Below are 11,149 nucleotides of genomic sequence, written 5' to 3' on the forward strand. Positions count from 1 at the left end.
GCTTCCTCACGCCTCCTCGTCGGCCGCGCGGGCCACGAGCTTGGTCCAGGCGGTCACGACGTGCTCGCCCGCCTCGTCGTGCACCTCGCCGCGGACGTCCAGGATGTCGTTGCCCGCCATGGACTTGACCGACTCGATGGTCGAGGTGACCCGGAGCCGGTCCCCGGCGCGCACCGGCCTGGAGTAGGCGAACTTCTGGTCGCCGTGCACCACGCGGCTGTAGTCGAGGCCGAGCTGCGGGTCGGCGACGACATCGCGGGCGGCCTTGAAGGTGATCGAGAACACGAAGGTCGGCGGGGCGATCACATCGGGGTGTCCGAGCGCCTTGGCGGCCTCTTGGTCCGTGTACGCCGGGTTGCCGTCCCCCACGGCCTCCGCGAACTCACGGATCTTCTCCCGGCCCACTTCATAGGGGTCGGTGGGCGGGTAGGTCCGCCCCACGAAGGACTGGTCGAGCGCCATGGCCCGGTACCTCCTGGTGTCTGCGAGTCTGCGTTTTCTGTGTGTGCTGCGTGTCTGTGTGTGCTGCGTGTCTGCCACCGTGGCCGACCGACCGGAACCGACCGGACCGGTCGGTGACCAGGGCCGAAACGACGCGAGGCCGCCCCCGGTGTGGGGACGGCCTCGTGTACGAGCCTGAATTATCGCGTTTCGCGATGCGCGGTGTGCGCATTGCAACGCGGGCAGTGCTTCTTCATCTCAAGACGGTCCGGGTTGTTACGCCGGTTCTTCTTGGTGATGTAGTTCCGCTCCTTGCACTCCACGCAGGCCAGCGTGATCTTCGGGCGGACGTCGGTGGCAGCCACGTGAGTGCTCCTTGACGAACGGATAGATTATTTCAACGCAAGAAAGAGTAGCCGATCGAAGGACCGACCCCGCAATCGGCTACCGTGTGTAGCGGTGACCGGACTTGAACCGGTGACACAGCGATTATGAGCCGCTTGCTCTACCGACTGAGCTACACCGCTGCGATGCGATCGGACCCCGCCTCGCGACGGGAACCTCACACACCAGAGCCCCAATACGGAATCGAACCGTAGACCTTCTCCTTACCATGGAGACGCTCTGCCGACTGAGCTATTGGGGCGAGCGATGAAGACATTACACGCTCGGCAGCCGTTCGCCCAAATCCGTTTCGCGCCGTCTGCCTGGGGTCGTTCGGCAGCTGCCCCGGACGCCTCGGACCGCCCTCGGAACCCGTCTCCCACACGGGACCACACCGGTACGACTATTGCGCTCCTCCGTGCCGGGGCCGGATCGCCACCCTAGGCTCGACTCACTCTGCGTGATCTTGCGCGGTGATCCCTTGGAGTGCGATGCCCGACAGCCAGCCGCAGCCCCAGCCGCCTCATTCGTCGTCCCATTCGTCGTCCCATTCGTCGTCCCACGCCTCGTCGTCCGCTTCGTCGCCGACGGTGGCGTCCGCGGACCCGCAGGAGCTGCTGCTGTGCGGGGCGCGGCTCACGGACGGCCGGACCGTGGACGTACGGCTGGGCGGCGGGCGCATCGAGGCGGTCGGCACGGCGGGCAGTCTCACCGCGGGCGACGCCGGAACCCGGGGCACACGGGTCGACCTGACCGGCTATCTGCTGCTGCCGGCCCCCGCCGAACCGCACGCCCACGGCGACACGGCCCTGACGGCCGAGAACGACGGCCCCGTCTCCTACGACCCCGACGACGTCCAGCGCCGGGCCACCGAGGCCGCTCTGCTGCAACTGGGCCACGGTGCCACGGCGTTGCGGGCGCATGTACGCGTGGGCGACGTCCAAGGGCTCGGCGCGCTGAGCTCCGTGCTACGGGCACGGCGGGCGCTGCGCGGGCTGACCGAGCTGACCGCGGTGGCGATGCCACGGCTGCTGACGGGCCGGGCCGGGGCCGACGGCCTCGCCGTGCTGCGGGACGCGATGGAGATGGGCGCTTCCGTGGTCGGCGGCTGCCCGGACGCCGACCCGGATCCGACGGGCTACACCGAGGCGGTCCTGGCGGTGGCCTCGGAGTACGACCGCCCGGTCGACCTGCACACGGACGCCACCGATCCGGCGCGGCTCGCCCGGCTCGCGGCGATGGCGGGCGGTCTGCGTCCGGGGGTGACGCTGAGCCCGTGCGGTGGCCTCGGCCGCCTCCCGGCCGAGGTCGCGGCCCGCACGGCGGACCAGCTCGCGGCGGCCGGTGTGGCGGTGGTGTGCCTGCCGCAAGGGGGCTGCGGCGCCGTCGACGGGCGGGGCATGGCTCCCGTTCGGCTGCTGCGGGCGGCCGGGGTGCGGGTGGCGGCGGGCAGCGGCGCTCTGCGGGACGTCTCCAACCCGGTGGGCCGGGGCGATCCGCTGGAGGCGGCCTATCTGCTCGCCTCCCGGCACGGTCTGCGCCCGGAGGACGCCTACGACGCGGTCGGCGCGTCGGCCCGCGCGGTGCTCGGACTGCCCGAGGTGCGGGTGGAGGCGGGCTTCCCGGCCGAGCTGCTGGCGGTGCGCGGGGACCGGCTGGACGCGGCTCTGTCGCTGGCGTACAGCCGGATCGTGGTGCACCAGGGGCGGGTGGTGGCGCGGACGAGCGCGGTACGGGAGTACTGCGACTCCGCGGCGGCGGTGGAACTCGGGCTGCCCCGGCAGGGACGGGGGGAGCTGTCGTAGCCGGTGGCCCCGTCGGCGCCGCGACAGCCCGGCACCCTGCAGCCGGGCGACAGGGCGCGGCGGCGGGTGCGCCCTCTCGGGCGTACGGTCAAAGACATGCGCATTGTCATCGCTGGGGGTCATGGTCAGATCGCGCTGCGGCTGGAGCGGCTGCTCGCGGCGCGTGGGGACGAGGTGGCGGGCATCGTCCGCAAGCCGGAGCAGGCCGCGGATCTGTGGGAGGCGGGCGCCGAACCGGTCGTACTGGACCTGGAGTCGGCGTCGGTGGAGGAGGTCGCGCAGCAGTTGCGCGGGGCGGACGCGGTCGTCTTCGCGGCGGGCGCGGGCCCGGGCAGCGGCGCGACGCGCAAGGACACGGTGGACCGCGCGGCGGCGGTGCTGTTCGCCGACGCGGCGGTGCGCGCGGGTGTACGGCGCCATGTCGTCGTCTCCTCGATGGGCGCGGACCCGGGCCGTCCGGGCGATGACGTGTTCGACGTCTATCTGCGCGCCAAGGGCGAGGCGGACGCCTATGTCACCGGTCTGGACGCCCTGGACTGGACGATCCTGCGCCCCGGCGGGCTGACGAACGACGCCGGCACGGGTCTGGTGCGGCTGGAGGCGCACACCGGGCGCGGCATGGTGCCACGCGACGACGTGGCCGCCGTGCTGGCGGAGCTGGTGGACTCGTCGGCGACGGCCGGGCTGGTGCTGGAGCTGATCGGCGGGTCGACGCCGGTGTCGGTGGCGGTGAAGTCGGTGGCGGGCAACTGACCACGGACCGGCGCGGGCGGTACGACGGCACCGGGCTCCCGCGCCCGCCCCGGACGGCTCAGAACAGAGGCAGCTGCCCAGGAAATTCCGGCACCTCGTACCCGTCCAACGACGGCTGCGCCGCTCCGAGTTCCGCCGCCCGCCGGGATCCCGGGCAGGAGATCAACTGTCCGGTCTCCCGCGCTCCCGGCGGATCGTGCCGCGCATATCGCCCGGCGACGACGGCGATCTCCCGGCGGCACTCGGGACAGTTTCTGCGACGTGACGACATGGCCTCAGTGTGCCCGCCCAGCCCTCGGCCGCAGCCGAACACTCCGCCCCACAGGCACCCCACAAACGAAGAAACCCCCTCCCGTCTGCGTCTCCGCAGATGAGAGGGGGTTTTCCCCAGAGTGGCGGCGCCAGGATTCGAACCTGGGAAGGCTGAGCCGGCAGATTTACAGTCTGCTCCCTTTGGCCGCTCGGGCACACCGCCGGGGGTATCGCCGTTCGAACCGCTTTGCGGCGGTGCTCCCTGGCAACGACGTAAACAATACCCGATGCCGAGGGGTGGTTCGCCACCCGATTGATCTGCGCTGGGGCGGCGTGGGATGGCTAGGCTTGTGCGGATGCGGCCCGGCATTTCACCGGGCTCGGCGGCCGCCCCACGCACGCCGATACGCACCCCGAACGCACCCCGATACAAGGAGCCACAGGACATGGCCGACTCCAGTTTCGACATCGTCTCGAAGGTCGAGCGGCAGGAGGTCGACAACGCCCTCAACCAGGCCGCCAAGGAGGTCTCGCAGCGCTACGACTTCAAGGGTGTGGGTGCCTCGATCGCATGGTCCGGCGAGAAGATCCTGATGGAGGCGAACTCCGAGGAGCGGGTCAAGGCGATCCTCGACGTCTTCCAGTCCAAGCTGATCAAGCGCGGTATCTCGCTGAAGGCACTCGACGCCGGTGAGCCCCAGCTCTCCGGCAAGGAGTACAAGATCTTCGCGACGATCGAGGAGGGCATCTCCCAGGACAACGCCAAGAAGGTGGCGAAGATCATCCGCGACGAGGGGCCGAAGGGCGTCAAGGCCCAGGTGCAGGGTGACGAACTGCGCGTCAGCTCCAAGAGCCGCGACGATCTCCAGACCGTGATCGCTCTCCTCAAGGGCAAGGACTTCGATTTCGCCCTGCAGTTCGTCAACTACCGGTAGGACTGCGGCCGGTAGCCGACAGCGACGCTGAGGGGTGGGGTACCGCGGCGGTGCCCACCCCTCTTGTGCCGCTGGTCCGGCTTGTTCGACGAGCCGGGTCCGGACCGTCAGTCGCGGGAGTTGCCGAACAGGATGCGGTACACGATCAGCAGCACCAGCGCGCCGCCGACTGCCGACGCCCAGGTCGCGGTGTCGTAGAAGTCCTTGGTGATCGGGTGGTCCAGCCACCTGGCCGAGATCCAGCCGCCGATGAACGCCCCCGCGATGCCGATGAGGGTCGTACCGATGAAGCCGCCCGGGTCGCGCCCCGGCAGCAGGAACTTGGCGATGGCTCCGGCCAACAACCCCAGGATGATCCAGCCGATGATGGTCATGCCGTGAACCTGCCCCTCCGTGCTGTGTTCGCACTGTCCCGGCACTGTGATCCGAGTCTGGAGGCGCTGTGCCCCGATGCGCGCCCAGTGTCCCGCTTGCAGTTGTCGCGTATGTGTTCGTGCCGTGTTGCCGAGGAGGACGTCATGGCAACACCTGGTGGTTGCGTCGGCCGTTAAGGTGCGGGGCCATGACACAGACCGGCGGCTCGCTGCGCCGCACCCTGGGCGTCCGCGACGCCGTCGTCATCGGCCTCGGCTCGATGATCGGTGCCGGTGTCTTCTCCGCGCTCGGCCCGGCGGCCCGGGCGGCAGGGTCGGCGCTGCCGCTGGGACTCGCGGTCGCAGCCCTCGTGGCCTACTGCAATGCCGACTCCTCGGCCCGGCTCGCCGCGCGCTACCCGCAGTCGGGCGGCACCTATGTGTACGGGCGGGAGCGGCTCGGACCGTTCTGGGGCTATCTGGCGGGCTGGGCGTTCGTCGTCGGCAAGACGGCGTCGTGCGCGGCCATGGCGCTCACCGTGGGTGCGTATGTCTGGCCGGGGCAGGCGCATGCGGTGGCCGTCGCGGCCGTGGTGGCGCTGACCGCGGTGAACTACGGCGGTGTGCAGAAGTCGGCCTGGCTGACGCGGGTGATCGTGGCGGTGGTGCTGGCGGTCCTCGCTTCCGTGGTCGTGGTGTGTCTGGGATCCGATGCCTCGGACGCCGGGCGGCTGGGCATCGGCTGGTCGTCGGGGGCGGCCGGAGGTGTGCTCGAGGCTGCCGGGCTGCTGTTCTTCGCATTCGCCGGCTACGCGCGGATCGCGACGCTGGGCGAGGAGGTGCGGGATCCCGCGCGCACCATTCCCCGCGCAATTCCCATCGCGCTGGGCATCACGCTGGTCGTGTACGCGTGTGTGTCGTTCGCCGTCCTTTCCGTGCTCGGGCCGGGCGGCCTCGGGCACGCCGCCGCGCCGCTGGCGGACGCAGTGCGGGTGGCGGGGGTACCGGGGCTGGTGCCCGTGGTGCGGGCGGGTGCGGCAGTGGCCGCGCTGGGGTCGTTGCTGGCGCTGATCCTGGGGGTGTCGCGGACGACGCTGGCGATGGCCCGGGACCGGTATCTGCCGGGCGCACTGGCGGCCGTGCACCCCCGTTTCGCGGTGCCGCACCGGGCGGAGGTGGCGATGGGCGCGGTGGTCGCGGTCCTGGCCGCCACGGTGGATGTGCGCGGCGCGATCGGTTTCTCCTCCTTCGGTGTGCTGGTGTACTACGCGGTGGCCAACGCCTCCGCCTGGACGCTCGGCGGTGCTCCGGTGTCGCGTGCGGTCCCGGTCCTGGGGCTGCTCGGCTGCGTGACGCTTGCCTTCGCCCTGCCGTGGGTGTCGGTGGTGACGGGTGCGGGCGTACTGGTACTGGGTGTGGTGGTTTACGGGGTACGACGGTGGGTCGCGCAGTAGCCGTACGGCCGTACGCCTGGTCGGGTGTCTCAGGGCCTGGTGTGTGACCGTGCGGCGGTCACGGGTCCATGATGCACGCCGCCACCGACAACGGGCCGGGCCTGTGGACAACCCGCCGCTTGTGGACGGGGGACGGCGGACGACGCCGGCCGTACGGCCGACCCCGCGCCGTCAGCGGGTCGCGAACGGCTGGTCGGTCGGGACGATCTCGCGGCCCAGCGGGAACAGCGAGATGGGGATCAGCTTGAAGTTGGCGAAGCCGAACGGGATACCGATGATCGTCAGGCACATGGCGATGCCGGTGACGATGTGGGCGAGTGCCAGCCACCATCCGGCCAGGACCAGCCACAGGACGTTGCCGATGCAGGACGGTGCCCCGGCGTCGCGGCGCTCCACCGTGGTGTATCCGAAGGGCCACAGGGCGTAGAGACCGATACGGAAGGACGCAATGCCAAATGGAATTCCGATGATCGTGATGCAGAGCAGCACGCCGGCCAGGAGGTAGCCGAGGAACAGCCAGAAGCCGCTGAGGAACAGCCAGATGATGTTGAGGATTGTCTTCACTGGTGACGACCTGCCATCTGCTCGAGCCGGGCGATGCGATCCGCCATCGGCGGGTGGGTCGAGAACATCTTGGACAGTCCCTGGCCGGGCCGGAACGGGTTCGCGATCATCATGTGGCTGGCGGTCTCGATCCGCGGTTCCGGGGGCAGCGGAAGCTGCTTCGTGCCCGTCTCCAGCTTGCGCAGGGCGCTGGCGAGGGCGAGGGGGTCGCCGGTGAGCTGGGCGCCGGAGGTGTCGGCCTCGTACTCCCGGGAGCGGCTGATGGCGAGCTGGATGAGGGAGGCCGCGAGCGGTCCCAGGATCAGGATCAGCAGGAAGCCGAGGATGCCGGGGCCGTCGTCGTCGTCCGAGCGGCCGATCGGGATCAGCCAGGCGAAGTTGACCAGGAACATGATCACCGAGGCGAGGGCTCCGGCGACCGACGAGATCAGGATGTCGCGGTTGTAGACGTGGCTGAGCTCATGGCCGATGACGCCGCGCAGTTCACGCTCGTCGAGGATGCGCAGGATGCCGTCGGTGCAGCACACCGCGGCGTTGCGCGGGTTGCGGCCCGTCGCGAAGGCGTTGGGAGCCTCGGTCGGGGAGATGTAGAGGCGCGGCATGGGCTGGCGGGCCTGGGTGGAGAGGTCGCGGACCATGCGGTAGAGGGCGGGGGCCTCGAACTCGCTGACCGGGCGGGCGCGCATGGCGCGCAGTGCCAGCTTGTCGCTGTTCCAGTAGGCGTACGCGTTGGTGCCGAGGGCGATGAGGACCGCGACGATCAGGCCGGTGCGGCCGAAGAAGCTGCCGATGAGGATGATGAGTGCGGACAGTCCCCCGAGGAGGACTGCGGTCCTGAGCCCGTTGTGCCGGCGGTGCACGGTACGCCCTCCAAGTCCTGCAGCAGGGGAACCCTTTGCCTGCGGTGTGGCTTGCTGGTCTCGCTTGCTGATCTTCTTCGTTCGTCCTCCGGTGCCACCGGCGTCGTGGTGTCACGTCCAGTGGACCCTTCCGCACTGGTCAACGCCAGGCGGGGGCCACTAGTTCCCCTGCTCCGGGGCACCCGCGGGCTCGGCCGTCCGGGTGAGGCGGGAAACGCATGCACGCGCGCGGGCGAGCCGAATACCCGCACGCGCGCGTGTCACATGTCCGTGTGTCAGAAGAGTCCGGTCGCGGTGAAGCGCAGGACCAGCTGGGGGGCGCCCGAGAGGGCGATGCCGAGGACCCCGGTCAGGGCGATCGCGGCGGTCAGGGGCGCGGGGACCCGGTGCCTGGACGGCTCGCCCTCGGGGGCGCGGAACAGCAGGGTCGTCCACTGGAGGTAGTAGAAGAGGGCGACGACGACGTTGACTGCCATGACGACGGCGAGCCAGCCCAGTCCCGCGTCGACGGCCGCCGAGAAGACGGTGACCTTGGCGAACAGGCCGATGACGCCCGGCGGCAGCCCGGCCAGGCACAGCAGGAAGAAGGCCAGCAGAAGGGCGGCCAAGGGGTTGGAGGCGTACAGCCCGCGGTAGTCGCTGACGCGGTTGAGGGACTTCGTACGGCCGACGAGCGCGGCCACGGCGAAGGCGCCGAGGTTCACGGCGGCGTACATGAGGGCGTACGCGACCGTGGAGCCGATCGACTTCTGGGCGTCGTCGGAGTACCCGGCTGCGGCGATCGGCACCAGGAGGTAGCCGGCCTGGCCGACCGACGACCAGGCGAGCAGCCGTACCGCGCTGTACGCGCGCGTGGGCTGTTGCCGGAAGGCCCCCAGGTTGCCGACGGTCATGGTGAGGGCGGCCAGCATGGCGAGTGCCGGGCCCCAGACATCGGCGTAGGACGGGAAGGCGACGACGGTGACAAGGATCAGGCCGGAGAAGCCGACGGCCTTGCCGACGACCGACAGATAGGCGGCGACCGGCAGCGGCGCGCCGACGTAGGTGTCAGGCACCCAGAAGTGGAAGGGGACGGCTGCCGTCTTGAAGGCGAAGCCGATGAGGGTGAGGACGACGCCGGTCTGGGCGAGGGTGTGGAGCTGTCCGTCGATGTGCTGGAGCCGCTGGGCGACCTGGGTGAGGTACAGGGTGCCGGTGGAGGCGTAGACGAAGCTGATGCCCATCAGGCTGACCGCGGTGGCGGTGACCGAGGAGAGGAAGAACTTCAGGGCCGCTTCGGAGGACTTGCGGTCGCCGTGCCTGAGGCCGACGAGGGCGAAGGCGGGCAGGGAGGCGACCTCCAGGGCGACGATGAGGGTCGCCAGGTCTCGGGAGGCGGGCAGGAGGGCGGCGCCGGCGGCCGAGGAGAGCAGCAGGAACCAGAACTCGCCTTCGGGGATCGAGCCGCGGGCGTCCTTGAGCCCGGTGACCGACAGGAGGGCGGCGAGGAGGGCCCCGCCGAGCACGAGGAACTGGATCACCAGGGTGAAGCGGTCCACCGTGTAGCTGCATGCCTGCGGCTGCCCGGGGACGCAGAAGGTGCTGCGGTCACCGTCGAGGAGCGGCAGCAGCAGTACGGCCGCGGCGGCGAGTCCGGCGACGGAGACCCAGCCGAGCAGCGGTTTGCGCGCGTCGGTAAGGAAGAGGTCGGCGACGAGGACGGTGAGGCCGGTGACGGCGGCGATGACGGGCGGCGCGATGGCGAGCCAGTCGACGGACTGGACGAGGGAGCTCATCGGGTGCCTCCTGCGAGGAGCTGCTGCACGGCCGGGTCGGTCAGGCCGAGGAGGGTCCTCGGCCACAGCCCGGCCACGACGGTGAGGGCGACGAGCGGGCTCCAGGCCGCGAACTCGTAGGTGTGGACGTCGGCGAGTTGCGGGCTCTGTCCGAGTACGGGGCCCATGCAGACGCGGCGGACGACGGCAAGCATGTACGCGGCCGTGAGCAGGGTCCCGAACGCGGCGATCGCCATGAAGGTGAGGAAGGTGCCGCGGTCGAGAGCGGCCGCCGGCTTGAAAGCGCCGAACAGGGCGAGCATCTCACCCCAGAATCCGGCGAGGCCGGGCAGGCCGAGGGAGGCGACGGCGCCGAAGGCGAGCAGGCCGCCGAGGCGTGGTGCCCTGCCGTAGAGGGCGGCGCCGGTCCCTTCGGCGAGGGTGTCGAGATCGGTGCTGCCGGTGCGGTCCTTGAGGGCGCCGACCAGGAAGAAGAGGAGGCCGGTGATGAGGCCGTGGGCGATGTTGGCAAACAGCGCGCCGTTCACACCGGTCGGGGTCATGGTGGCGATGCCGAGCAGCACGAAGCCCATGTGGCCGACGGAGGAGTAGGCGATGAGCCGCTTGAGGTCGCCTTTCGCGCCCTGCTTGGCGAGGGCGAGACAGGCGAGGGAACCGTAGATGATGCCGACGACGGCGAAGGCCGCGAGGTACGGCGCGAAGGTACGGAACCCGTCGGGCGCCACCGGGAGCAGGATGCGGACGAACCCGTACGTGCCCATCTTCAGCAGCACACCGGCCAGCAGGACGGAGCCGACGGTCGGCGCGGAGGTGTGGGCGTCGGGCAGCCAGCTGTGCAGCGGCCACATCGGGGTCTTGACCGCGAGCCCGATACCGATCGCCAGAACGGCGATGACCTGCACGGATGTGGTGAGGGACCGGCCGTTGTCAGTGGCGAGTGCCACCATGTCGAAGGTGCCCGCCTTGATTCCGATCAGGAGCAGGCCGAGCAGCATGACGACGGAGCCGAGCACCGTGTAGAGGATGAACTTCCACGCGGCCTGGGCCCGTCCCGCACCGCCCCAGCGGGCGATGAGGAAGTACATCGGGATCAGCACGGTCTCGAAGGCGAGGAAGAACAGCAGCAGGTCGAGGACGGCGAAGGTCGCGAGGGTGCCGGTCTCGAGGACGAGCAGCAGCGCGACCAGCGCCTTCGGCGCGGGGCCCGCGGGCGGCTTGAAGTACGTGTAGAGCGCGCAGAGGAAGGTCAGCAGCGCGGTCAGGACCAGAAGGGGGAGGGAGATGCCGTCGATGCCGAGGTGGATCCGTACGTCGAGTGCGGGGATCCAGCTGATGTCGGTCGTGGCCTGCATCTTCGACGGATGGTCGTGGTCGAAGCCGAGTGCGAGGACGATCGCGGCGGCGAGGACGACCCCGGTCACGGTGACGCCGTGCCGCAGTACGGCCTGCTCGGGTGACTTCCCCTTCAGTCCGGGCGGGGCGGGCAGGAGGGCCGCGGCGGCGCCGATGAGCGGCCCGACGACGATGAACGCCAGAAGGAACTGCATCACGGACTCGTTGATATCGATCACGC

General features: G+C 70.3%; 12 protein-coding genes and 3 tRNA genes. 4 read left to right on the top strand and 11 right to left on the bottom strand.

Annotated elements, in window-relative coordinates; genetic code table 11:
* Positions 1-6 precede the first annotated feature (6 nt).
* From ACSYGN_RS16520 to ACSYGN_RS16535, 4 genes are all read right to left on the bottom strand, one after another.
* A complete protein-coding gene (locus tag ACSYGN_RS16520; RefSeq protein WP_460396299.1) occupies positions 7-462 on the bottom strand; it encodes an FAS1-like dehydratase domain-containing protein in 456 nt (151 codons plus the stop codon).
* Positions 463-641: 179 nt separating this feature from the next.
* Positions 642-806, bottom strand: a complete 165-nt coding sequence (gene rpmG / locus ACSYGN_RS16525; RefSeq protein WP_003948671.1) for a 50S ribosomal protein L33 — start codon at positions 804-806, stop codon at positions 642-644.
* An 89-nt stretch (positions 807-895) separates the two neighbouring features.
* A tRNA-Met gene (locus tag ACSYGN_RS16530) sits at positions 896-968 on the bottom strand.
* Positions 969-1,014: 46 nt separating this feature from the next.
* Positions 1,015-1,087, bottom strand: a tRNA-Thr gene (locus ACSYGN_RS16535).
* Between the two features lie 391 nt (positions 1,088-1,478).
* On the opposite strand from ACSYGN_RS16535, the gene ACSYGN_RS16540 reads away from it, so the two are divergent.
* Both ACSYGN_RS16540 and ACSYGN_RS16545 read left to right on the top strand, forming a co-directional pair.
* Positions 1,479-2,630, top strand: a complete 1,152-nt coding sequence (locus ACSYGN_RS16540) for an amidohydrolase family protein (protein ID WP_460396301.1) — start codon at positions 1,479-1,481, stop codon at positions 2,628-2,630.
* Positions 2,631-2,726: 96 nt separating this feature from the next.
* Entirely contained in the window at positions 2,727-3,383 is a 657-nt protein-coding gene (locus ACSYGN_RS16545) for an SDR family oxidoreductase (RefSeq protein ID WP_460396303.1), read from the top strand.
* A gap of 58 nt (positions 3,384-3,441) precedes the next feature.
* Here the strand turns inward: ACSYGN_RS16545 and ACSYGN_RS16550 are convergent, their stop codons facing one another.
* Together ACSYGN_RS16550 and ACSYGN_RS16555 are read right to left on the bottom strand one after the other, a co-directional pair.
* The gene (locus tag ACSYGN_RS16550; protein ID WP_460396305.1) at positions 3,442-3,654 is read right to left on the bottom strand and encodes a hypothetical protein; all 213 of its coding nucleotides are present in this window, start codon (positions 3,652-3,654) and stop codon (positions 3,442-3,444) included.
* A 122-nt stretch (positions 3,655-3,776) separates the two neighbouring features.
* A tRNA-Tyr gene (locus ACSYGN_RS16555) sits at positions 3,777-3,858 on the bottom strand.
* A gap of 223 nt (positions 3,859-4,081) precedes the next feature.
* Here ACSYGN_RS16555 and ACSYGN_RS16560 point away from each other — a divergent pair.
* Positions 4,082-4,570, top strand: a complete 489-nt coding sequence (locus ACSYGN_RS16560) for a YajQ family cyclic di-GMP-binding protein (protein ID WP_460396307.1) — start codon at positions 4,082-4,084, stop codon at positions 4,568-4,570.
* A 107-nt stretch (positions 4,571-4,677) separates the two neighbouring features.
* On the opposite strand, the gene ACSYGN_RS16565 is transcribed toward ACSYGN_RS16560, so the two are convergent.
* Positions 4,678-4,944: a GlsB/YeaQ/YmgE family stress response membrane protein gene (locus ACSYGN_RS16565; RefSeq protein ID WP_460396309.1), complete on the bottom strand. Its 267-nt coding sequence runs from the start codon at positions 4,942-4,944 to the stop codon at positions 4,678-4,680.
* A gap of 188 nt (positions 4,945-5,132) precedes the next feature.
* On the opposite strand from ACSYGN_RS16565, the gene ACSYGN_RS16570 reads away from it, so the two are divergent.
* Positions 5,133-6,377 (top strand): APC family permease, encoded by a 1,245-nt coding sequence (locus tag ACSYGN_RS16570; protein ID WP_460396311.1) that lies wholly within the window; start codon positions 5,133-5,135, stop codon positions 6,375-6,377.
* Between the two features lie 171 nt (positions 6,378-6,548).
* Here ACSYGN_RS16570 and ACSYGN_RS16575 read toward each other — a convergent pair whose 3' ends face one another.
* The 4 genes from ACSYGN_RS16575 to ACSYGN_RS16590 all read right to left on the bottom strand — a co-directional run bounded on the left by ACSYGN_RS16575 (position 6,549) and on the right by ACSYGN_RS16590 (position 11,147).
* On the bottom strand, positions 6,549-6,941 hold the full coding sequence (locus ACSYGN_RS16575; RefSeq protein ID WP_460396313.1) for a YccF domain-containing protein: 393 nt from the start codon (positions 6,939-6,941) through the stop codon (positions 6,549-6,551).
* A complete protein-coding gene (gene htpX / locus ACSYGN_RS16580; RefSeq protein WP_460396315.1) occupies positions 6,938-7,801 on the bottom strand; it encodes a zinc metalloprotease HtpX in 864 nt (287 codons plus the stop codon). Before htpX ends, ACSYGN_RS16575 begins: the two co-directional genes overlap by 4 nt.
* 275 nt (positions 7,802-8,076) lie before the next feature.
* Complete coding sequence (locus ACSYGN_RS16585) at positions 8,077-9,576, bottom strand: NADH-quinone oxidoreductase subunit N (protein ID WP_460396317.1); 1,500 nt, start codon at positions 9,574-9,576, stop codon at positions 8,077-8,079.
* On the bottom strand, positions 9,573-11,147 hold the full coding sequence (locus tag ACSYGN_RS16590) for an NADH-quinone oxidoreductase subunit M (protein ID WP_460396319.1): 1,575 nt from the start codon (positions 11,145-11,147) through the stop codon (positions 9,573-9,575). Before ACSYGN_RS16590 ends, ACSYGN_RS16585 begins: the two co-directional genes overlap by 4 nt.
* Positions 11,148-11,149: the final 2 nt, after the last annotated feature.

It is taken from the genome of Streptomyces sp. YIM S03343, assembly GCF_054729195.1.

What these genes read in the sequence shown, in the direction of transcription:
- ACSYGN_RS16585 (WP_460396317.1), bottom strand. Translation starts at nt 9,576, where the DNA reads ATGAGCTCCCTCGTCCAGTCCGTCGACTGGCTCGCCATCGCGCCGCCC.
- ACSYGN_RS16565 (WP_460396309.1), bottom strand. Translation starts at nt 4,944, where the DNA reads ATGACCATCATCGGCTGGATCATCCTGGGGTTGTTGGCCGGAGCCATC.
- ACSYGN_RS16550 (WP_460396305.1), bottom strand. Translation starts at nt 3,654, where the DNA reads ATGTCGTCACGTCGCAGAAACTGTCCCGAGTGCCGCCGGGAGATCGCC.
- ACSYGN_RS16570 (WP_460396311.1), top strand. Translation starts at nt 5,133, where the DNA reads ATGACACAGACCGGCGGCTCGCTGCGCCGCACCCTGGGCGTCCGCGAC.
- ACSYGN_RS16545 (WP_460396303.1), top strand. Translation starts at nt 2,727, where the DNA reads ATGCGCATTGTCATCGCTGGGGGTCATGGTCAGATCGCGCTGCGGCTG.
- ACSYGN_RS16560 (WP_460396307.1), top strand. Translation starts at nt 4,082, where the DNA reads ATGGCCGACTCCAGTTTCGACATCGTCTCGAAGGTCGAGCGGCAGGAG.
- ACSYGN_RS16520 (WP_460396299.1), bottom strand. Translation starts at nt 462, where the DNA reads ATGGCGCTCGACCAGTCCTTCGTGGGGCGGACCTACCCGCCCACCGAC.